The sequence below is a fragment of the Actinoallomurus sp. NPDC052274 genome (assembly GCF_040679475.1).
GTDB classification, from domain to species: domain Bacteria; phylum Actinomycetota; class Actinomycetes; order Streptosporangiales; family Streptosporangiaceae; genus Actinoallomurus; species Actinoallomurus liliacearum.
Genome location: NZ_JBFAUT010000001.1, coordinates 161881 through 181688, shown reverse-complemented (window position 1 = coordinate 181688; position 19808 = coordinate 161881). Strand labels below are relative to the sequence as shown.

Sequence of the window (19808 nt, the reverse complement as noted above, 5' to 3'; positions counted from 1 at the left end):
GGGCACCCGTCGATGACCCGGTTCCGCGACTGCGACCTGCTGCTGGCCGGCGGGCGGGTCGTCGACCCCGAGTCCGGCCTGGACACGGTCACGGCCGTCGCCATCAGCGGCGGCACGGTCGCGGCCGTCGGCGAGTCATCCGGCCTCCGGGCATCCCGGACGCTCGACGTGTCCGGTCACGTGGTCACCGCCGGGTTCGTCGACCTGCACAGCCACGCGCAGACCATCCCGTCCCTGCGGCTCCAGGCGCTGGACGGGGTCACCACCGCGCTGGAACTGGAGTCCGGCGCGGGCGACGTGGCCCGCGCGCTCGCGGTCGCGGCGGCGGAGGGCCGCCCCGTCAACTACGGGTACTCGGCCTCGTGGGCGCAGGCCAGGATGGCCGTCCTGGATGGTGAGACGCCCGGCCCCGGCCCTCTCGGCTTCGCGGCGGGCATCGGCACGAGCACCGGCCTGCGGCGACCGGCGGACCCCGCCGAACTCTCCCGGATCATCGGCCGTCTCGAGGAGGAGATCGGCGCGGGCGCGCTCGGCATCGGCGTACTGCTCGGCTACGCCCCACGGACCGGGCGGGCCGAGTACCTGCGGGTCGCGGACACCGCCGCGCGCCTGAACGTGCCGACCTTCACGCACGCGCGCTTCAAGGCCCACGGCGGGCCGGAGAGCGCGTTGGAAGGCGCGGCCGAGATCGTCGCGGCAGCGGCGGCGACCGGCGCGCACATGCACCTGTGCCACCTGAACTCCACCTCGCTGCGGGCCGTCGACGAGGTCGCGGAGCTGATCGACGGCGCACGCGCGCGCGGGCTCGACGTCACGACCGAGACCTACCCGTACGGCGCGGGGATGACCGCGGTCGGGGCGCCGTTCCTGGAACCGGAGCGTCTCCCCCGCCTCGGCCTCCGCCCCTCGGACCTGGTCGTCGTGGCCACGGGCGAACGTCCGGCGGACGCGGACCGGCTCCGCCGGATCCGGCACGACACCCCCGGCGCGCTGGTCGTCGTCCACTACCTCGACGAGGCTTCCGAACCGGATCTCGCCGTGCTCCGGCGCGCGCTGCTGCTCGACGACACCGCGATCGCCTCGGACGCCATTCCCTTCACGGACGCGGGCGGCACGCCCATCGACGGCGACCGTCCCCTGCCGTCCGACGCGCTCTCCCATCCGCGCAGCTCCGGTACGTTCGCGCGGTTCCTGCGCACGATGGTGCGGGAGACCGCCGCGCTGTCGCTGCGGGAGGCGCTGCGCCGGTGCTCGCTGCTGCCCGCGACGTTCCTCCAGGCCGCCGCCCGGCGATGGCCCGCAAGGGCCGCGTGCGGGCGGGCTACGACGCCGACCTCGTGGTCTTCGATCTCGCCGCGGTCACCGACCGGTCGACGTACCGCCCCGGCGAGGTCCTCGGTCGGTTTCACGCACGTGTTCGTCGGCGGGCAGGCCGTGGTGCGCGATGGCGCCGTGGTCCCCGCCGCGCTTCCCGGCCGCGCCATCGTCGGCGGTGCCCTGGAGGCCGGTCGGGGAGACCCGGGAGGTCGGTCGGGGTCGGTTGGTCGGGGAAGCAGAGTGAGCGGGGAGGCAGAGTGAGCGGCCCTCGTCTGGTCGGCGTCCTGGGCGGCATGGGCCCGGCGGCCACCGTCGACTTCTATGGCAAGCTCGTCGAGGAGACGGCGGCCGCCTGCGACCAGGCGCACGTGCCCGTCGTGATCTGGGGCGACCCCCGCGTCCCCGACCGCTCCCAGAGCCTGCTCGGCGACGGCGAGGACCCGACCCCGTACCTGCGGCGTGGCATCGAAGGGCTGAGGCGGGCGGGGTGCGAGGTGCTCGCCGTGCCCTGCAACACCGCGCATGCCTTCGTCCCGCGCCTGGCGGACGAGGCCGGGCTGGAGCTGGTGAGCATCATCGAGGTCACCGCCGACGCCCTCGCCGCCGACGGGGTCCGCGGCGTCGGCGTGCTGGCCACCTCGGGCACCCTGCGCGCGGGTCTGTACGCGGACGCGCTGCGGCACCGCGGTGTCGCGGTGATCGAGCCGGACGAGCCCGGTCAGCGGCAGGTCATGGCCGCCATCGGCGCCGTCAAGAGCGGTGGCGCCGGCCCGGCCCACCGGCGGGCGCTGGCGGAGGTCTGCCGTTCCCTCACCGATCGCGGCGCGGAGCGGATCGTCACCGCGTGCACCGAACTCGTCCTGGCCCTGGACGGCACCGGCGTTCCCGTCCCGGTCGTCGATCCCGCCCGCCTGCTGGCCCGCCGGGTCGCCGACCTCGCGCTCAGCCGAGAGACGCGGTCACCTCACGTCTCGAACGACGCGAGGTACCGCGTGTACTCGTCCCGCTCGCCGTCGAGCAGCGAGTGCGGGTCGCCGTAGACGTACTCGAAGATCTCGCCGGGCGCGGGGTCCGGCATGTTCCGTACGCCGTCGCGCAGGCGCTTGAGCAGCCGCTGTGCCTCCGCGTCCACCTCGGCGAAGAACGCGTCGTCGGCGTGGCCCTCGGCGACGAGGAGCTTGCGCAGCCGGGTGATCGGGTCCTTGCGCCGCCATTCCTCCAGTTCGCTGTCGAGGCGGTAGCGGGCGGCGTCGTCGGACGTGGTGTGGCTGCCCATCCGGTAGGTGAACGCCTCGATCAGCGTCGGCCCCTGGCCGGTGCGCGCGCGGTCCAGCGCGGCGCGCGTGACGGCGAGGACGGCCAGCACGTCGTTGCCGTCGACGCGCACGCCGGGGAAGCCGAAGCCCTCGGCCCGGCGGAAGATCGGCGTACGGGCCTGGTTGTTCACCGGCGTGGAGATGGCGAGCTGGTTGTTCTGGCAGAAGAAGACCACCGGGGCCTGGTTCACCGCGGCGAAGACGAATGCCTCCGACACGTCGCCCTGGCTGGTCCCGCCGTCGCCGAAGTAGGTCATCACGGCGGAGTCGGCGGCGTCCATCGTGATGCCGATGGCGAACCCGACCGAGTGCAGCACGGAGGGGCCGATGACGATCGTGTACGGGTGGAAGTTGTGGGTACGGCCGTCCCAGCCGCCGTTGACCCCGCGCCACAGGCCCATCATGTCGAGCGGGTCCATGCCCCGGCACCAGGCGACGCCGTGCTCGCGGTAGCAGGGGAAGACGTAGTCGTCGTCGCGCAGGGCGCGACCCGAACCGATCTGCGCGGCCTCCTGCCCCTCAAGCGAGGGCCACAGCGCCAGCTCGCCCTGGCGCTGCAGTTTGATCGCCTCCGCGTCGAAGCTGCGGGTGAGCAGCATGTCCTGGTAGAGCCCGCGCAGTTCTTCGGGCGAGGGGTCGATGGCGTACTCGTCGTGCTCGACGCGCTCTCCCGACGGGGTCAGCAGCTGGACGAATCCGGCCGTTTCCAAGTCTCCTCCTTCTCCGGGCGTCCGGCGCGCTCGCGGGTCTCGCCGCGCCGGGGCCGCCCGTCGCCGGCCTCGACCGGGAGGCGGCGCGGACGCCGCCGGGCACGGACGCCCGGCCCGGTCATGGCCTGGGTCGTGGTGCGCCGCACTGTGGTGCGGACACCGCTGGATGATGTGCGACTCCGTGCCCCGATATTGCCTGAGCGGACGAAATCCCGCTAGAGCCGCTATCGCCCAAGCCGGGCACCTGCCCGTTGACCAGCACAGAGCCGTAAAACCACACCGAGTACGGTGACCAGCGCGCGTCGGAATGGCACGACTACCCGGTCACTCTGCGTCATCCGCATCGTGATGCTCGATGCCCTGTTCCATCACCGATTGTCCCGCTTCGGCGCGCTACGACCTCTCGTTTCTGAGGTGACACAATGGAATACCGACAGGATGCCACGTTCAAGAAGCCGTCCATTTTCCGCTCGGGCATATCCGAGTACGTCGAGAACCTTTCCAGTGGCCGCTCCGGAGAGCTGAATCACCTCGCCGAAGAAACGCATCGGCTGGTTCCGGAATGGGCGGACATCGCGACCTCGCCGGCGCAGACGACGTTTCTGTAGATGCTTGACGGGCGACGGGACCTGTGGAGATTATCCGTTTCTTCCTTGGGATGGTCATGTGGGGTCGTACCGGATGCTTGCGAACCGATGCGGCAATAGCCGCAGCGGCGGCCGGTGATCCCGTCGTCTCCAGTGACCGCCTTCCGCGCCGGCCTCGAGCGAAAGGCTCGGTAAAGCACGGCGCAAATGGGACGAACGATGGCAAAGCGCGTGCCGGCTGGAGCGCTTCACCGAGCATTCGGTACGCCGCCGAACCTCGACAGCGCTCGACCTGGCCATGACTTCGCATCATCCGTCCGGAATCGCCGGGGCCGGGTGTCGTCTGCGCCCGTCAGTCCGTCGTACGGCCCGGGGCCGGGCACAGGGCGTCGTCGATCAGCTTGCTCTCGGCCTGTTCTATGTGCAGGACGTGGTCGTCCGATTCGGCGTTCGCGCCCGACAGGGAGACCGTGACGCCGCGCCGGCCGTCGGCGGTGACGCCGGTGGCGGTGATCCAGCCGGAATCGCCGCCCTCGTGCCCCCAATACGTGCCGCCGCACGACAGCGGGCGGGAGAAGACCCCCAGCCCGTCACGGGCGCCCGGCATGAGCGGTTCGAACGCCTTGCCGACTGGAATGGTCCGCTTCATCCACGCCAGCTGTGTCGGGGGCAGGAGCCGGCCGCCGAGCAGGGCGCGGAAGAATCGGTTGAGATCGGCGGTGGTGGAGACGAGTCCGGCCTCTCCATTGCTGACCAGGCTGACCTGTTCGGTGACGTCCACGAGTGGTTCGCCGGGCTTGAACCGCTGGTAGGTCTCGGCGTGTGGCTGGGGCAGCTTGGGTGACGTGCCCGGCGAGAAGGTGTGACGGAGGCCGAGCGGCCGGACGATCCGATCCCGTACCTCCTCATGCCACGGGTGCCCGGTGACCCGCTGGATGATCATGCCGAGCAGGGCGTAGCCGGTGTTGGAGTAACTCCAGTCCTTCCCGGGCCGGAAGTCCGGGCGGTGGCGCATCGCCCGGGCGACGATCTGCTCGGGGGTGTAGGTGTCGTAACGGTGCTGGTAGAAGTCCTCCGCCGAGGTGTAGTCGGGGTAGTCGTCGTGGATGCCGCTGGTGTGCTGGAGCAGTTGGCGGATGGTGATCGCGCGGCCGTCGTTGCCGTGTCCGTGCACCACGCCGGGCAGCCATCGCTCGACCGTGTCGTCCAGGGAGAGCCTGCCGTCGCCGGCCAGTTGCAGGATCACGGTGGCCACGAACGTCTTGGTGACGCTGGCGATCCGGAAGTAGCCGTCCGGGGAGACCGGCCGCCGGTTCGTCAGGTCGGCGACGCCGCTGGTGGCGGTCAGGTTCCGGCCGTCCGGGGTGACCACGCGGGCCTGCACTCCCGTCACGCCGAGTGCGGTGATCGCGTCGGCGTCGCGCCGGAGCCGGGCCTGGTCGTCGTGCTGTGGGGCGGCGCTCGCGCCGGACGTGCAGCCGGTGGAAAGGGTTCCGGCCACGATGGCGGCCAGGGCCAGGTTCCGTCGGATGGACCGGCCGCGCCGCCGCGGTGCGTGCATCGGTGAAGTCGTCATGGGCGTTGACGCTAGGTCCGGCCCGGGGAGGCGGACGATACAGCGCCCTAGTGAGAAAAAGGGGTAGTGGGCTGTAGTGCCGGGCTCGACCGCCAGGGCTCAGAATTGTGCGGATGAACCACCATGGGGCCGGTCGGCTTTCGGCGACGTTGCGCGGTCTGGGCTATCTGCTGGCAAGCCTGCTCACCGCTGCGGTCGCCCTACTCGGGCTGCCCGTACTCATCGTCCCGGCGATGGCCCGCCCCTGGGCGTCCTGGCATCGCCGCCGCGCCGACCGGCTGCTGGGACGTCCGCGTTCCGGCCCGGTCCGTGTCGGCGCGTGGCGGATTCTCGGGTGGCTGGGCACCTACATCGTGACCGGTCTGGCGTTCGGACTCGTCGTGGTGATGTGCGCGGGCAACGCGGTGGCCACGGCCGTCACGGTGCCCTTGTGGTGGGCGTTGCCCCCCGGCACCCGCGCGGGCGGCTTCGCCGCCGGTGTTCCCCTGTCCGGATGGGGCACGGCGTTGACCCTGGGGACCGCGCAGTTCGTCGTCTTGGCGGCCCTGACCTATGGGCTGGTTCCCCCGCTGGCGCGCCTGCACGCCCGGATCTGTGTCGCGTTGCTGTCCCCCTCGGCCGCGGAGCGGCTGGCGCAGCGGGTGGAGACGCTGACCGAGACGCGGGCCGGCGCCCTGAACGCGCACGGCGCGGAGCTCCGCCGGATCGAACGCGACCTGCACGACGGCACCCAGGCCCGGCTGGTGGCCATCGCGATGCGGCTGGGCGTGGCCCGTGAGTCGCTGGGCGAGGACCCCGAGCTGGTGGGCAGGCTCCTGCGGGAGGCGCATGAGAACACCGAGGAGGCCATGGTGGAGCTTCGCGAGGTGATCCGGACGATCTACCCGCCGATCCTCGCCGATCGCGGACTCGCCGGGGCGCTGACCGCCCTGGGGAGCCGATCGGCGATCGACACCACCCTGGATATCGGCGACCTCGGCGCGGTCCCCGCCGCGGTCGAGGCCGTGGCCTACTTCACGATCGCCGAGGCGCTCACCAACGCCGCCAAGCACAGCCGGGCCACCCGGACCACGGTCCGGGTCGTACGCGTCGGTGACCGGCTGTCGATCGAGGTCACCGACGATGGGATCGGCGGCGTCGACGAGACGCTGGGCACCGGCATCGCCGGAATCCGCCACCGCGTCCTGGCACTCGACGGCACTCTGCGCCTTCACAGCCCCGCCGGCGGTCCGACCACGATCACTGTGAGCCTGCCGTGCGGGTCGTGATCGCCGAGGACAACGTCCTGCTGTCCAGCGGGCTGGAACTCCTGCTGACCGCCAGGGGCTTCGACGTCGCCGCGATCACCCAGGACGCCCCCGGCTTCATCGCCGCCGTCACCGAACACCGGCCGGACGTCACCATCGTCGACGTACGGCTGCCGCCGACCTTTCGCGACGAGGGCATCCACGCCGCACTCCAGGCCCGCCGCCGGCACCCCGGCCTACCGGTCCTCGTGCTCTCCCAGTACGTCGAGCAGCAGTACGCCGGCGAGCTGATCTCCGATGAACGCGGCGGCGTCGGCTACCTCCTCAAAGACCGGGTGAGCCGGGTGAGTGAGTTCGTCGACGCCCTGCGGCGGGTCGCCGCAGGCGGCACCGTCATGGACCCCGAAGTGATCGCGCAACTCCTCACCCGGCACGCCCCCGACCCGATCGCCGACCTCACACCGCGCGAACGCGAAGTGCTCGCCCTGATGGCCGAAGGAAAGGACAACGCCACCATCGCGGCGCGGCTCGTCATCACCGAGAACGCCGTCCACAAGCACATCGGCAACATCTTCACCAAGCTCGGCCTCTCACCGGCCGACAGCGGCCACCGCCGCGTCCTCGCGGTCCTCACCTACCTCAGCCGCCGATGAGCCCGGCCCTGAGCTGATCAACAGGACTACCATCGGTCGGCCATGGGCCGGATGTCGATTTCACGAGGATGGCCGCTGGGCGGGACGTGCCTGGCGGCGGTGGGTGCGCTGGTGGCGCTCGCCTGGGCGCGCAAGAACCTGGTGGTCGTCGCCGTCAGCGGGACGAGCATGGAACCCACGCTGCGCGATGGCGACCGCGTCCTGGTGCGGCGCCGCTCCCTCCCCCGGGTGCGCCGCGGGGACGTCGTCGTCCTGGAACCGCCGCTGGACGGCCCCTACCTGCCGGGCCCCGCGGGTCCCGACGGCCGGATCTGGAACGTCAAGCGCGCCGCCGCGCTACCCGGCGACCGGCTGCCGCCCGGCGTCCCCGGGGACGGCGACATCGTGCCGCCCGGAACGCTCGCCGTCTTCGGCGACAATCCGGACAGCATCGACTCCCGCCGGCGCGGCCTGTTCTCCGGCGACCGGCTACTGGGCGTGATGGTACGCCGCCTGAACATCACGTCGCCCCGGAGTCAATAGCCGTCCCGATGGCAAGAACCGCCAAGATCACGATGCGTTCGATCGCACAGTCCACAACAGCGCGCCCCGGTGGACATCGCCCCTTGCCGAAAATGATCAACAACACTTAGCTTCTGGATCAGCCGCGGTGATCATCTTGATAGGCGCCATCCTCGGTATCCGCAGCTGGAACGTTCCGGCTCGACCTGTGAGGAGATCCTCGTGATCCGTGCACTCAACCATCTGGGCGACCGGATGCTCGGCAGGCTCCTGCCGAACACGACCGCCCGCGCCGAGGCCTGCTGGTGGGACCAATGGGGCTCCTACTGCTGCATCTACGCCGGTAAGACCTACTGCCACTGACGACGGCCGAATCGTCATGGAGTACGTCACGCCGCCCGCCCGCCGCACACTGGGACTGGCCGTCCTCGTCGCAGTCGGCCGCGTCGTACTCCTGATGTCCGAACGGACGGCTCCGGCCGGCCTCGTGCCGACCGGCGTCGTCCTGCCCGCGTGCGCATGACCGACCCGCCCCGCACGGCCGGGCGCCGGCCTCTCGTCGTCGCCGCGCTGGCATGGCGGGCGCACCGCGCCGCGACGGCCGCGTCGATGCTGCTCGCCGTGCTCACCGGGCTCGCGCCGGTCGCGACGGCCTGGCTCACGAAACTCGTCCTGGACGCGCTCGCCGGCGGCGGGAACCGGCACGTCCTGCCCGCGCTCGCCACCGGACTCGCCGCGAGCGGGCTGTGCGTCATCGTGCTGCCGCACGCCGCGACGTACGCGCAGGCCCAACTGCGCCGGGCGGTGCGCACCCTGGTCGTCGACCGCCTGTTCGCCGCCGTCGACTCGCACGCGGGGCTGCGCCGGCTGGAGGACCCCGCCTTCCAGGACACGCTGCGGCTGGCGCACGAGTCCAGCCAGCGCGCGCCGGACCGGCTGATCCTCGGCAGCCTGGCCATCGCGCAGTCGATCATCACGATGTCGGGTTTCGTCGCAACCCTGCTGGTGATCAACCCGGCACTGGTCCTGGTGCTCTTCCTGGCGGCGCTGCCCGCGCTCTGGATCCAGCTCGGGCTGAGCCGGGAACGGGCCCGCACGATGTGGAAGGTCAGCCCCGCGATGCGGCGCGAGATCTTCTACGGGGAGCTGCTGACCAGGCCGGAGGCGGCCAAGGAAGCGCGGCTGTTCGGGCTGGGCGGCTTCTTCCGCGCCCGGATGCTCGGCGAGATCCGCTCGGCCAACGAGGCCGAACGGCGGCTCGACCTCAAAACCCTGCGCCGCCAGGGACTGCTGGCCCTGATCGGCAGCGCCGTCGCGGGCGGGGGCCTCGTGTGGGCGGTGCTGTCCGCCGCGTCGGGTGACATCACCGCCGGCGACGTGACGGTGTTCATCGCCGCGGTCGCCGGTGTTCAGGCGTCGCTGACGGCCGTCATCGACCGGTGGGCGGACGCGCACAACGCCCTGCTGCTCTTCGGCCACTTCGCCGCCATCGTGGAAGCCGAACCGGACATGCCCCCGCGTCCCGGCCGGCGTCCGGTCCCGCCGCTGCGGCACGGGATCGAGCTGCGCGATGTGTGGTTCCGCTACAGCGAGGAACACCCGTGGATCCTGCGCGGCGTCGACCTGCACATCCCGCACGGCCAGAGCGTCGCCCTGGTGGGAGTGAACGGCGCGGGAAAGAGCACGCTGGTCAAACTCCTGTGCCGCCTGTACGACCCGGACAAGGGCTCGATCCACTGGGACGGCGTGGACCTCCGCGACATGGCCCCCGCCGAACTCCGCGAGCACATCGGCGTCGTCTTCCAGGACTTCATGGAGTACGACCTGACGGCGTCCGAGAACATCATGCTGGGCGACCTGAGCAGCGAGGGCGACGCGCACCGGATCCGGGAGGCGGCGCGGCGGGCCGGGATCCACGAGGCGGTCGAGGCGCTGCCGCGCGGCTACGACACGATGCTCAGCAAGATCTTCGTCGGCCACGACGAGGACGCCGGCGTCGCCCTCTCGGGCGGCCAGTGGCAGCGCCTGGCGCTGGCCCGCGCGTTCCTGCGCCAGAACCGCGACCTGCTCCTGCTGGACGAACCGAGTTCGGGCCTGGACGCGGACGCCGAACACGCCGTCCACGCGTCCCTGCGCCGCCATCGCCAAGGCCGGACCAGCGTCCTGATCTCCCACCGCCTCGGCTCCGTCCGCGACGCCGACCTCATCGTCGTCCTGACCGAAGGCAAGATCACCGAACGCGGCTCCCACGACGCCCTGATGGCCCTGAACGGCGAATACGCCCGCCTCTTCACCCTCCAGGCCACCGGTTACGCGCCCAGCCCCTGATCACCCGGCGCCTCGGGACAGGGCGCCCCTCATTCGGACTCCGGCGAGAAACCCGTCGAGCGCCTCCATCGCCGGCTCCCGGCTTCCGTACGGTGGGACGATCGACCTCATCAGCCCAGAGCCCGGACGCGGCCCGTCCGGTCGGCCGGTGTCGGCGACGATCGTACGGGCCGCGTCCGTGTCGCTCAGCGGAGTTGCGCCGTCAGGGCGGAGGCCTCCCGCCGGGTCAGCGGTGCGACCTCGACGCACGCCTCGTCGTCGACCGCGCCGCTGACTGAGCTCTTGCGCCACTGCACTGTCACTCGAGGGCCTCCAATCGCCGTTCGATCAGGACGCGCGAGGCGTCGTCGGACGCCGCCTTCTGCCCGAGCAGGTCGAAGTCCATGCGGAACTCCTCGACCTCGTCGCACATCTCGATCAGCCGACCGCCCCGCCGTGCTCCAGCGTAGGCAATATCGCGCGAATCGGTAGTGACCACACGGAAAGGACCGTCTTTGCCGATATGGGCCCCAGCGGACCGGGGGATGATCCGGACGGAGAGGCGCGGCCGTCTCATGAGGTCGAGCAGGTGACGGAGCTGAGCCCGCATGACCTCCGCGCCGCCTATGCAGTCGTCCAGGACGCTCTCGTCGAGGAGCAGCCAGACGTGCGGCGGGTCCGGCCGGTCCAGGATCGCGGCCTGCCGCTCCATCCGTGCTTTGAAGGTCTCCTCCGGGTCGTTGACGGTGCTCCTGGCCCGCACCAACGCACGCGCGTACTCCTCGGTCTGGAAGGGGGGCGGGATGACCTGGCCCTGGTAGATCCGGATCACCAGGGCGATGGATTCGTACGCGGTCATGGACTGCGCCCAGTCGGGGGTGTGGCCCTTGCGGGCGTACCAGAGCAGCAGCTCGAAGCGGCGGCCGGTCTGGAAGTGGTCGTCGAGGATCCTCGCCTGCCTTTCATCGATCTTCCTGCGGCCCGCCTCGATGTTGCAGACCGTCGAGGGCGCGGCGCTGGCGATCCTCCCCCACCGCGCCAGCGAGAGGCCGTGCTTCTCCCGCTCCCACTGGAGCTGGTAGGCGAGCATGTGTCAGAGAGATATCTGGGGGTTGAGCGGGTCTCGGGTGGTCGGCATCGCCCCTCCCGTACATCCCGAGTAACTGATCTTACACGGAGAGTAGGAGAACCGTGCGCACGGTGTGCCCACTTTCCGAAAATTCCCCCAGATCAGCACGGCGACCTCAAGCAGCTACCGATCCGGACTGCTCCAGACCGATCTACACCGATCGCGACGCCGCCGAGCCGAGATCTCATCAGCGTGTGATCGTCAGGGGTGGCAGTGCAGGCCCACCAACTCGCGCGCCCTAATGGCAGCACTCCCACGTATCAGGCGTGTGGGGCTGCGAATGAGCTCGCCGATCAAGTGAAAAGCACGCCCGGAACCGTCTTCTGCGTCAGTGCGACAGGAAGAATGATCGGCCTCAAGGTCCTGGACGCGCATTCGACGCAGCCGTTCTGGGTCAAGCTTCACGTAACTCGTATCCGGAGTGTTGCCGCGCGGCGTCCCGAGCAGGTCGAGGCGGAATGTCGGTGGCGGTCGGTACGTTCGCGGCATGTTCCGACAGGGAGACCTTCTCATCGTGCCCGTCGCCGACGAGGCCGTTCCCGCCGAGGCGCACGCGCTGCCGCGCGCGGAGCGCGACGGCCGCGGGCGTCTGGTGCTCGCGCTCGGCGAGGTGACGGGGCACGCGCACGCAATCGTCGCGCCCGGCGCGCTGCTGCGCGACCCCGACCCGATGCGCCCCGACTATCTGCACCTGCCGTCCGGGGGCAGGCTCGTCCACGAGGAGCATGCGGCGATCTCGCTGCCCAAGGGCTGGTTCCGCGTCGTCCGACAGCGCGAGTACGTACCCGGCGCGGTGCGTCCCGTCTCCGACTGAGCACATCCGGAAGGTCTCATGAACACACTGGTGACACAGGACTGGCGGGCGGTGGCCTTCGCCACCGGCCCGGCCGACCGGGAACGCGCCGAGGCGGGAGTCCGCGCGGCGTACGCCGCGGCCGGGCTGGCCGGCCCGCGGCGCTTCGTGTGGGCGCCGTCGCCCGCCTTCGGCGCGGTCGCGGCCCTGCTGCTGGATGATCCGCGGCACGCGGAGACATTGCGGCGGGGCGGGCTGGGTGACCTGGTGGATCGGGTCGGTGCCGCGTTGGGCCCGGCCGAGGCCGGGCGTTCGGTGCGCGACGCCGTGCGCACCCGGCCGTGGGAGGCGGCGCGGACGGCGGCCCGGGCCGGGCTCGGCGCGCGGGAGTGGTCGGCGGCGTGGGCGCGCACCGGTGGCGACCTGTGGCGGCAGGTCGACGGGCTGGTCGTCCGGATCCGCCGGGGGCTCGGCGAGCTGGCGACCGGCGACGCCGAGGCGCTGCTGCGGCAGGCGACCCTCGACGCGGTGCTCGGGCAGCATGACGCGCCGTGGCTGGCGCTGTTCGACGCGGTCGGCGGGCTGGAGGGGCTGGCGGGGCTCGCCGAGACGGCACGCGCGGCCGGCTGGTGGTGGCCGTACGAAGGTCTCGCGATCGTCTGCGACCGTCCCTCGGAGCTGCATCGCGACGAGCCGGGCCGGCTGCACCGCGGCGACGGCCCCGCGCTGAGCTACCCGGACGGGTTCGCGCTGCACGCCTGGCGCGGCATGCCGATGCCCGCGGACTTCACCGACACCCTGCGGGGGCTCACGGCCGAGCGGATCGCCGCGGAGGACAACGCGGAGCTGCGCCGGGTGATGCTGGAGAGCTTCGGGTACGACCGCTACCTCGCGGAGATCGGCGCGCGGCCGCTCCACCGCGATGAGACCGGCGTGCTCTGGCGGATCGACCTGCCCGGCGACGAGCCCGTCGTCATGGTGGAGGTCGTCAACTCGACCCCGGAGCCGGACGGCACGCGCCGTACGTACCATCTGCGGGTCCCGCCGGGCACCCGCACCGCGCGGGAGGGCGTGGCCTGGACGTTCGGTCTTACCGAGGACGACTACCAGCCGGTCAGGCAGACGTGAGCGGTGCCGCGCCCCTGGGGTGCGGCCCCCACCACGGGCCGGCCGGTACCCGCTCGAGTACACCGCCGGCGAAGACGTCGTACAGGCCGAGCGGCTCGAGGTGGACGTAGCCGATGTGGCAGTCACAGACCGCGAGCGGGCAGGGCCGGGGACGCAACGCGCCGCGGAACGACCCGTCGTAGAGGTTGCCGAGGACCTCCGGCACGAAGTGGCAGCGTCGTACGGTCCCGTCGCCGTCGACGGAGATCACGCTGTCTCCCGTCCGGCAGGGCAGGCCCCGGCTGGCGTGCGGGCGCCGGCTGTAGCCGAACAGCGGATCGATCCCGGTCCACTCGGCGGCCTCGGCGTCGGAGTAGGCGTGCCCTTCCGCGGCGTTGACCCACAGGTAGGTCTCCGGTGGCAGGTCGGCCCGCAGCCGGCGGGCGTCCGGCAGGTGTTCGGGCAGTCCGACGACGCCGACGCTGTGCCGCACCTTTCGTTCGGCGAGCTCCCGGCATCGACCGAGGAAGCGCTCGTACCGCACCTGACCGGGATGGTACGTCGCCCACAGCGCGAGCCTGGACGGGTCCGCGTCGGCGGTCCAGTCCAGGCGGGCGCTGAGATTGGTCTGGATCGCGACGCGCTCCACGTGCGGCAGGTGGCTGAGCTCGGTCAGGGCCCGGCGATACCAGGACCGGACGAGTCCCTCGCCCCAGGGCGTGAACAGGACCGAGACACCGTGGGACCGCGCCGCCACCCAGGCGGTGAAGCGTTCGAGGGCGGCGCGGTCCGCGCGCAGTTGTTCCGTGGTGTCGCGCCGCTTGGCGAACGGGCAGTACGGGCAGTCGTAGTCGCAGCTCGCGAGCGGGCCGCGGTACAGGATCGTCAGGTGGTCCATCAGCGCGCCTCGTAGGTGTCCATCAGCGTCCGCGCCCTCGGTGAGAACAGCGCCGGGCCGATCGCGTCGGAGTAGGCCAGGCCCTCCGGGGTGAGCCGGATGACGTCCGTCCGATCGTCGAGCCAGCCCCGATCCGCCAGGGCCGCCAGTTCGGTGGCGAAGTCGGCGGCCGGGTCCGTGCCGAACCGTCGCCGGTAGTCGGCCCGCCGCAGACCGGACGCCTGCAACAGCGACTGTAGGAGATGACGGCGCCGCCGCTCGTCGTCGTCCAGCGCGAAGCCGACGCGCGCGTCCCCGAAGTCGCGGGTCCGGACGTACTCGTCGATGATGCCGCGTACGGCGCTCGCCCCGACGGCGTACTCGAAGGAGTAGTGCAGTCCCTCGGTGTAGGACCGGGCGCCGCACCCCAGACCGACCATGCCGTCGGTCTGGCAGCAGTACGTGGTGCCGCCGTCGCTCGTCTCCGCGACCGGCCGCCGGAACATGCGCATCGACACCTGCTCGTAGCCGAGCCCGAGCAGGTGGTCGCGGCCGATCCGGTACAGCTCCAGCCGCTGGTCGTCCCAGCTCCGGCCCTGCCGGCCGAGCCCGGTGAGCGGCCGGACGTACAGCGGGTAGAGGTAGAGCTCCTCCGGCTCCCAGGACATCGCCGCGTCGAGCGAGTGGCGCCAGGACTCGGGGGTCTGGCCGTCGATGCCGTAGATCAGATCGATGTTGAGCGTGTCGAAGCCGACGGCGCGGATGCGGTCCAGCGCCGACTCGACCTCGGCGCGCTTCTGCGGGCGTACCGCGGCGCGCGCCTCGGCGTCGACGAAGCTCTGCACCCCGATCGAGACGCGGGCGGCCCCGCGTTCGGCGAGCACCGTCAGCCGGTCGGCGGTGGCGGTGGCCGGTGACGTCTCGACGCTCAGCGGGATCTCCCCGAGATCCGCGAACCGCCCGGCGAGATCGCAGAGGCGTTCCAGCTCCGCGGCCGTCAGGTAGGTGGGCGTGCCGCCGCCGAACGCGGCGGTGGCGAAGGACGCCTCCCCCAGCGCGTCGCGTACGGCGTCCGCCTGCCGTTCCAGCGCGTCCAGGTAGGCGGTCGTCAGCTCTTCGGGCGCGCCCGTACGCGTGAACAGGTTGCAGAAGCCGCAGCGCATCTCGCAGAACGGCACGTGCAGGTAGAGGAACAGCGCGTCGCGCCGCTCGGCCGCCCAGACGTCGGACAGGCGAGGGCGCGGAGTGAGCGGCCGGTAGCTCGTCTTGTGCGGGTACGCGTAGACGTATCCCTGGTACGGGCGGGTCAGGTCCGGGGCCACGGACGTGCTCGGCGAGGTCATGACAGCAGGAACTCCGCGTATGGCACGGTCCACACGATCTCATGGCCGAACCGGTGGCCCGTATGGCCGTCCTCGCCGTACGCGGTCCCGTGGTCGGAGCAGATGATGACGAGGCAGGGACGGCGCATCAGGTCGAACAGGGCGCCAATGTGCCGGTCGACGTACTCGAGCGCCGCGGCGTGGCTGGCGCGCGAATCCTCCCCGCGCGCCGCGCCGGCCCGGTAGAACCAGTTCGGCTGATGCAACGCGGACACGTTGACCAGCATGAACAGCCTCCGGTCGGCCGGGAGGCCCGCGAGCACGCGTTCGGCGCGGGCGATCTGGTGCTCCAGCGATCTCGGGTCGGTCACGCCGAACTCCGGCTCCCAGTGGCTCTCGGCGAACAACCCGGGCAGGGCCGAGCCGAGCGGACCCCGCTTGTTGAAGAACCCCACGCCGCCGACGCACACCGTGTGGTAGCCGGCCTGGGCGAGCCCGGCCGGCAGATCCGCGGCGTCGAACACCCACGTGCCGGACGCCGTCGTCTCGCTGCCGGCGAACCGGGCCGCGAAGGGCCGTGGGTGCGGGCCGGGCCGGGCGGGTGTCGGCAGGAACCCCGCGAGGAAGGCGGCGTGCGCCGCGTAGGTGAAGCTGCCCGGCGTGTGCCGCCGCTCCCACTTGCCGTCCGGCAGCACCGCCGCCAAGGTGGGCGTGCGCCCGGCCGCCAGCGACTCCACCGCGACGTCGTACCGCAACGTGTCCAGGGTGACCAGCAGCAGATCGTGGCTGCCCACGATGGCGTTCATGTCGCGCATGCCGGAACCCTCGTGGTCAGGGCAGCGGCGACCTGGGCGGCGTAGGTGTCCAGGCCCTCGGCGGCGCCGCCCGGCAGGCCGGTCAGCCCCGGCAGCAGATCGCCGAAGGCGTTCACCTCCGCCACCGCCGGACGCCACCGGCCTGCGCCGATGAGCAGGTCGACACCGACCATGAGGCTGCCGGGGAAGCACGCCGCCGCCTGCGCGCAGATCTCCATCGCCCGCCGCCAGCCGGACTCGCCGAGCCGCTCGCGTACCGCGCGCAGATCCCCGCGCGCCCCGCCGAGGTGCAGGTTCGTCATCGGGTGGCGGCTGGTGCGCACGACCGCGTGCGTCGGGCGCCCCGCGACCACCACCACACGCAGGTCGAACACGCGGCCGCCGATCGACGCCTTCGGCAGCCAGGCCTCGACGTGCAGCCCGTCCGGCGCCAGCGCGTCGACGAGCGCCGCGACCTCGCGCTCGCTCTCATAGGAGCGGACGCTCAGCGAGTTGTACAGCACGCCGCGGGCGTCGCGGGCCGCGGAGGTGACCGCCTTGATCCGCCCGGGGGCCACCTGCAGGGCGACGACCCCGGAGGCGGACGACCCGTGCGCCGGCTTGACGAACACCCGGCCCCAGCCGGCCTCCGCCATGCGAACGCGCAACTCGTCGTAGCCGCGTACGGCCGGCAGCGCCGGCGGCACCGGCACGCCCGCCGCGGCGAGACGCGCGTGGCAGCGACGCTTGTCGAACATCACCGCGATCTCTTCGGTGTCGCTGAGCGTTCGCGCCTGGCCGGTGGCGGCCGTGATCCGCCGGAGTCCGGCGGTGAAGGCGGTGTACCACCGCGCGGACCCGGTGACACGCTCCGGATCTCCCGGCCCCCGCAGCAGCGCGGCCGTCTCCGGGTCCTCCCCGGGGGAGTCGATGCGCAGGAACGTCCCGGGCTCGACGTGGATCCGGCTCCCGCGCAGCACGTCGCGCCAGTCGATGACGCGCGGCTCGCGCAGGCCCTGGCCGCGGCAGGCGGCGGCGAACAGCGCCGCCCGCCGGCCGCCCGGAACGGCGACCACGGTGAAGGCCGCCTCCCGCGTCACTCGTCGACCGCCACGTAGCGCCAGTCGTCCTCGGGCTTCTCCTGCTCGCTCAGGTCGACCTTGACGCCGGGCAGCGCCGCCCGGACTCGCTCGACCATCCGGTCGCTGAGGAAATGATGGTGCAGGTCGAGCCGCTTCAGGTGGGTGAGCGGCTGACCGGACAGCAGCGCCTCCGCGCCCTCGTCCGTCAACATGCCCATCGCCAGGCTCAGCGACTCCAGCCGGGCCACGACCGGCGCCCCCGCGACCGCCGCCGCGATCTCGTCCTGGATCTCGCTGTCCTCCAGCCCGAGACGCCGCAGCGCGGGCAGCCGCTCTCCGCTCAGGATGGGAGCGAGGTCGGCCACGGTGGCGTCGCCGCCGTAGTTCTCAACGCCGAGCCAGAGATCGAGGCGCTTGAGGTTGGGCAGGTCGCTGGCGGCCACCGCCCGCACCACGGCCGCGGGCAGGCCGCCCGACTCCATCCGCAGCACGGTCAGCGTCTCGCTCCGGATCGGGTCCAGGGCGAGCCCGGTGGAGCCGCGTACCTCGAAACGCTTCAGGCCGGGGAACGCCGTGAACAGCGGCGTGATGTCGGAGTGCTCGATCCAGGAGATCTCCGCCTCCTCCATCACGATGTCCCCGAGGAACAGCGCGCGCAGCTTCGGCAGCCGGTCGGCCGCCTTGACCAGCAGGTCCACCGGGTCGACCTCGCCCGAGTCGTACGAGGCGCCCCAATAGCCGATGACCAGGGCGGTCACCTGAGAGGTGTCGACCTGCCGCAAGAAGCGCTCGAACACCTTCTCGAAGGAGTCTCCCTCGAACTCGGTGGCGATCCGCCAGGCGGCGGACGCCGCCGACGGGAGGGGCTCGCCCTCTTCGTCGATCAGCGAGAAATCGACGACCGGAAGGCCGTCGAGTTCCGAGACATGCTCGTGTACGGACACAGCCGGAGACCCTTCTTCGTGGACGACGAGACACATCTACCAGAAGGGGAGGACATGCTCAGGCGCTTCGTCCACGATGATCGGGACTACCTGCGTCGCACGGCGACGGCCCCCGCGGGGGACGCGGGGGCCGGGGACGTACGGTCAGCCGAGGGTCCAGCTTTGGTTCGCGGTTCCGGTGCAGGTCCAGATCTGCAACTGGTTGCCGTCGGCGGTGCTCCAGTCAGTGTCGTCGAGGCACTTTCCGGAGTTCGTGTTGACCAGGCTGTTGTTGGCACCGACAGTCCAGGACTGGGCGCCCGTGCCGTTGCAGTCGTACAGCTGGACCTTGGCGCCGTTGGCGGTGCCGGCCGCGGCCACGTCGAGGCACTTGCCCAGCGCCTGGAAGGTGTTGCCGCTGTGCGTCCACAGCTGCGCGTTGGTCCCGTTGCAGGTGTAGAGGTCCACCTTGGTGCCGTTGGCGGTACTGGCCCCGGCGACGTCGACGCACTTGCCGCCGTAGCCGTGGATCGGGGTGGCGCCCGGCGGCGGGTTGGTCCCGCCGCCGTTGGTGATCGCCTTGAAGATGTCGGTGAACTGGTAGTTGCTCTGCGGAGTGCCGCTGGAGCCCTGGTTGTCCCGGCCGAGCGACCAGAAGGTGAGCTCCTGGATGCCGTTGCTCGCGGCGAAGGACTCCAGGTCCTGGGCGTCCGAGGTGGTGAACACCTCGCTGCTGACGTCATTGACGCCGATCATCGGGCAGTTGCCCTCCATCGCCCACAGTTGGCTGGAGGTCTTGTTGGTCCAGATCTGACCCAGCTGGGTGTGCAGGCCGTTCGCCGCGCTGATCGCGGCCTGGCCCATGTCCATGGACCCGCCGTAGTCCATGGTCATGATGTTGACGAGGTTGACGTTGAGGTTGTGGCTCTTGGCGTTCTGCAGCAGGGTGACGCCGTCGGACTCCAGGCCGGACGGGCTGACCGGCAGGGTGTAGTCGACGCTCAGGGTCTTACCCTGCGCCGCGTACTGCTGCTGGAGGTTGGCGAGAGCCTGGTTGCGCCGGTCGTTGGCGGCCGTGTTGTCCAGCGTGGAGCCCTCGATGTCGAGGTCGATGCGCGTCAGATTGAACTGGTCGATGACCCTCTGGTACTGCGTCTGCATCGCCGCCACGGTGCCGCACGAGGTCAGTTCGGTGCCGCCCGCGCCGCCGAAGGACACGATCACGTCGCCGCCGGCCGCGCGCAGGTTGTTGACGGCGTTGTTCCAGCCCGCGTCGGTGATCGGCGTGTCACCGTTGATCGTGGCGTTGCAGGTGCCCTGGCTGATGACGAAGGCCAGCGTGTAGTACTTGTTGCCGGTGGCGTTGTAGGCGTTCATGAGGCTGGACGGGTCGTTCCACATCTCCGCGTACGGGGCGGCGTAGTGCGCGGGGAAACCGGGGCCCGGGTTGGCGGCGGCCGAGGCCGAGCCGGCCGTGACGCCCATGAGCGTGGCGGCGGCCAACGGCACCGCGGCGAGCGCTGCGATGAGCCGTCTGAAGCGGGGGCGGGTCATTCGGGGTCTCCTC

The 19808-nt window shown here is 71.5% G+C and carries 21 protein-coding genes; 11 read left to right on the top strand and 10 right to left on the bottom strand.

Going from position 1 to position 19808, the window contains the following annotated elements; genetic code table 11:
• Nucleotides 1-12: 12 nt before the first annotated feature.
• Together AB0K82_RS00930 and AB0K82_RS00925 are read left to right on the top strand one after the other, a co-directional pair.
• Entirely contained in the window at nt 13-1578 is a 1566-nt protein-coding gene (locus AB0K82_RS00930) for an amidohydrolase family protein (RefSeq protein ID WP_364391146.1), read from the top strand.
• Entirely contained in the window at nt 1575-2357 is a 783-nt protein-coding gene (locus AB0K82_RS00925) for an amino acid racemase (RefSeq protein ID WP_364391144.1), read from the top strand. The genes AB0K82_RS00930 and AB0K82_RS00925 overlap by 4 nt, the downstream gene beginning before the upstream one ends.
• Here the strand turns inward: AB0K82_RS00925 and pdhA are convergent.
• Entirely contained in the window at nt 2282-3343 is a 1062-nt protein-coding gene (gene pdhA / locus AB0K82_RS00920; RefSeq protein ID WP_364391141.1) for a pyruvate dehydrogenase (acetyl-transferring) E1 component subunit alpha, read from the bottom strand. The two genes, AB0K82_RS00925 and pdhA, sit on opposite strands and share 76 nt — an antisense overlap.
• Nucleotides 3344-3765: 422 nt before the next feature.
• Between pdhA and AB0K82_RS00915 the strand changes: the two genes are divergently transcribed.
• Nucleotides 3766-3951 carry a hypothetical protein gene (locus tag AB0K82_RS00915; protein WP_364391139.1) on the top strand — a complete coding sequence of 62 codons (186 nt, stop codon included), beginning with the start codon at nt 3766-3768 and terminating at the stop codon, nt 3949-3951.
• A gap of 331 nt (nt 3952-4282) precedes the next feature.
• Here AB0K82_RS00915 and AB0K82_RS00910 read toward each other — a convergent pair whose 3' ends face one another.
• On the bottom strand, nt 4283-5506 hold the full coding sequence (locus AB0K82_RS00910; RefSeq protein WP_364391137.1) for a serine hydrolase domain-containing protein: 1224 nt from the start codon (nt 5504-5506) through the stop codon (nt 4283-4285).
• Between the two features lie 113 nt (nt 5507-5619).
• Between AB0K82_RS00910 and AB0K82_RS00905 the strand changes: the two genes are divergently transcribed.
• The 6 genes from AB0K82_RS00905 (at nt 5620) to AB0K82_RS00880 (ending at nt 10235) form a co-directional block, all read left to right on the top strand.
• The gene (locus AB0K82_RS00905) at nt 5620-6774 is read left to right on the top strand and encodes a histidine kinase (RefSeq protein WP_364391135.1); all 1155 of its coding nucleotides are present in this window, start codon (nt 5620-5622) and stop codon (nt 6772-6774) included.
• Nucleotides 6762-7406 carry a response regulator transcription factor gene (locus tag AB0K82_RS00900; RefSeq protein WP_364391133.1) on the top strand — a complete coding sequence of 215 codons (645 nt, stop codon included), beginning with the start codon at nt 6762-6764 and terminating at the stop codon, nt 7404-7406. The genes AB0K82_RS00905 and AB0K82_RS00900 overlap by 13 nt, the downstream gene beginning before the upstream one ends.
• A gap of 51 nt (nt 7407-7457) precedes the next feature.
• Nucleotides 7458-7928, top strand: coding sequence for a S26 family signal peptidase (locus AB0K82_RS00895; protein WP_364391131.1), 471 nt, complete (start codon nt 7458-7460; stop codon nt 7926-7928).
• A 201-nt stretch (nt 7929-8129) separates the two neighbouring features.
• Nucleotides 8130-8270 (top strand): hypothetical protein, encoded by a 141-nt coding sequence (locus AB0K82_RS00890; RefSeq protein WP_364391129.1) that lies wholly within the window; start codon nt 8130-8132, stop codon nt 8268-8270.
• A 16-nt stretch (nt 8271-8286) separates the two neighbouring features.
• On the top strand, nt 8287-8430 hold the full coding sequence (locus AB0K82_RS00885) for a hypothetical protein (protein ID WP_364391126.1): 144 nt from the start codon (nt 8287-8289) through the stop codon (nt 8428-8430).
• Nucleotides 8427-10235 carry an ABC transporter ATP-binding protein gene (locus AB0K82_RS00880; RefSeq protein ID WP_364391124.1) on the top strand — a complete coding sequence of 603 codons (1809 nt, stop codon included), beginning with the start codon at nt 8427-8429 and terminating at the stop codon, nt 10233-10235. Before AB0K82_RS00885 ends, AB0K82_RS00880 begins: the two co-directional genes overlap by 4 nt.
• Before the next feature lie 185 nt (nt 10236-10420).
• On the opposite strand, the gene AB0K82_RS00875 is transcribed toward AB0K82_RS00880, so the two are convergent.
• Both AB0K82_RS00875 and AB0K82_RS00870 read right to left on the bottom strand, forming a co-directional pair.
• On the bottom strand, nt 10421-10537 hold the full coding sequence (locus tag AB0K82_RS00875) for a DUF397 domain-containing protein (RefSeq protein ID WP_364391122.1): 117 nt from the start codon (nt 10535-10537) through the stop codon (nt 10421-10423).
• Nucleotides 10534-11304, bottom strand: coding sequence for a DUF5753 domain-containing protein (locus AB0K82_RS00870; protein ID WP_364391119.1), 771 nt, complete (start codon nt 11302-11304; stop codon nt 10534-10536). The genes AB0K82_RS00875 and AB0K82_RS00870 overlap by 4 nt, the downstream gene beginning before the upstream one ends.
• A 526-nt stretch (nt 11305-11830) precedes the next feature.
• Between AB0K82_RS00870 and AB0K82_RS00865 the strand changes: the two genes are divergently transcribed.
• Nucleotides 11831-12157: a hypothetical protein gene (locus tag AB0K82_RS00865; protein ID WP_364391117.1), complete on the top strand. Its 327-nt coding sequence runs from the start codon at nt 11831-11833 to the stop codon at nt 12155-12157.
• Nucleotides 12158-12175: 18 nt separating this feature from the next.
• Nucleotides 12176-13264, top strand: a complete 1089-nt coding sequence (locus AB0K82_RS00860) for a DUF6745 domain-containing protein (protein WP_364391115.1) — start codon at nt 12176-12178, stop codon at nt 13262-13264.
• On the opposite strand, the gene AB0K82_RS00855 is transcribed toward AB0K82_RS00860, so the two are convergent.
• The 6 genes from AB0K82_RS00855 to AB0K82_RS00830 form a co-directional block, all read right to left on the bottom strand.
• Entirely contained in the window at nt 13251-14141 is an 891-nt protein-coding gene (locus tag AB0K82_RS00855) for an STM4011 family radical SAM protein (protein WP_364391112.1), read from the bottom strand. The genes AB0K82_RS00860 and AB0K82_RS00855 overlap by 14 nt on opposite strands.
• Nucleotides 14141-15463, bottom strand: coding sequence for an STM4012 family radical SAM protein (locus AB0K82_RS00850; RefSeq protein WP_364391111.1), 1323 nt, complete (start codon nt 15461-15463; stop codon nt 14141-14143). Before AB0K82_RS00850 ends, AB0K82_RS00855 begins: the two co-directional genes overlap by 1 nt.
• Nucleotides 15460-16257 (bottom strand): STM4013/SEN3800 family hydrolase, encoded by a 798-nt coding sequence (locus tag AB0K82_RS00845; RefSeq protein ID WP_364391110.1) that lies wholly within the window; start codon nt 16255-16257, stop codon nt 15460-15462. The genes AB0K82_RS00850 and AB0K82_RS00845 overlap by 4 nt, the downstream gene beginning before the upstream one ends.
• Nucleotides 16245-17336, bottom strand: a complete 1092-nt coding sequence (locus AB0K82_RS00840) for an STM4014 family protein (protein ID WP_364391109.1) — start codon at nt 17334-17336, stop codon at nt 16245-16247. Before AB0K82_RS00840 ends, AB0K82_RS00845 begins: the two co-directional genes overlap by 13 nt.
• Entirely contained in the window at nt 17333-18262 is a 930-nt protein-coding gene (locus AB0K82_RS00835) for an STM4015 family protein (protein ID WP_364391107.1), read from the bottom strand. The genes AB0K82_RS00840 and AB0K82_RS00835 overlap by 4 nt, the downstream gene beginning before the upstream one ends.
• 144 nt (nt 18263-18406) lie before the next feature.
• A complete protein-coding gene (locus AB0K82_RS00830) occupies nt 18407-19795 on the bottom strand; it encodes a ricin-type beta-trefoil lectin domain protein (RefSeq protein ID WP_364391105.1) in 1389 nt (462 codons plus the stop codon).
• Between the last annotated feature and the right edge of the window lie 13 nt (nt 19796-19808).

Excerpts from the sequence above, each read along its gene's own strand:
- AB0K82_RS00850 (WP_364391111.1), bottom strand. The coding sequence starts at position 15,463 with ATGACCTCGCCGAGCACGTCCGTGGCCCCGGACCTGACCCGCCCGTAC.
- AB0K82_RS00915 (WP_364391139.1), top strand. The coding sequence starts at position 3,766 with ATGGAATACCGACAGGATGCCACGTTCAAGAAGCCGTCCATTTTCCGC.
- AB0K82_RS00870 (WP_364391119.1), bottom strand. The coding sequence starts at position 11,304 with ATGCTCGCCTACCAGCTCCAGTGGGAGCGGGAGAAGCACGGCCTCTCG.
- AB0K82_RS00910 (WP_364391137.1), bottom strand. The coding sequence starts at position 5,506 with ATGACGACTTCACCGATGCACGCACCGCGGCGGCGCGGCCGGTCCATC.
- AB0K82_RS00860 (WP_364391115.1), top strand. The coding sequence starts at position 12,176 with ATGAACACACTGGTGACACAGGACTGGCGGGCGGTGGCCTTCGCCACC.
- AB0K82_RS00880 (WP_364391124.1), top strand. The coding sequence starts at position 8,427 with ATGACCGACCCGCCCCGCACGGCCGGGCGCCGGCCTCTCGTCGTCGCC.
- AB0K82_RS00855 (WP_364391112.1), bottom strand. The coding sequence starts at position 14,141 with ATGGACCACCTGACGATCCTGTACCGCGGCCCGCTCGCGAGCTGCGAC.
- AB0K82_RS00905 (WP_364391135.1), top strand. The coding sequence starts at position 5,620 with ATGAACCACCATGGGGCCGGTCGGCTTTCGGCGACGTTGCGCGGTCTG.
- AB0K82_RS00830 (WP_364391105.1), bottom strand. The coding sequence starts at position 19,795 with ATGACCCGCCCCCGCTTCAGACGGCTCATCGCAGCGCTCGCCGCGGTG.
- AB0K82_RS00885 (WP_364391126.1), top strand. The coding sequence starts at position 8,287 with ATGGAGTACGTCACGCCGCCCGCCCGCCGCACACTGGGACTGGCCGTC.
- AB0K82_RS00845 (WP_364391110.1), bottom strand. The coding sequence starts at position 16,257 with ATGCGCGACATGAACGCCATCGTGGGCAGCCACGATCTGCTGCTGGTC.
- AB0K82_RS00895 (WP_364391131.1), top strand. The coding sequence starts at position 7,458 with ATGTCGATTTCACGAGGATGGCCGCTGGGCGGGACGTGCCTGGCGGCG.
- AB0K82_RS00865 (WP_364391117.1), top strand. The coding sequence starts at position 11,831 with ATGTTCCGACAGGGAGACCTTCTCATCGTGCCCGTCGCCGACGAGGCC.
- AB0K82_RS00930 (WP_364391146.1), top strand. The coding sequence starts at position 13 with ATGACCCGGTTCCGCGACTGCGACCTGCTGCTGGCCGGCGGGCGGGTC.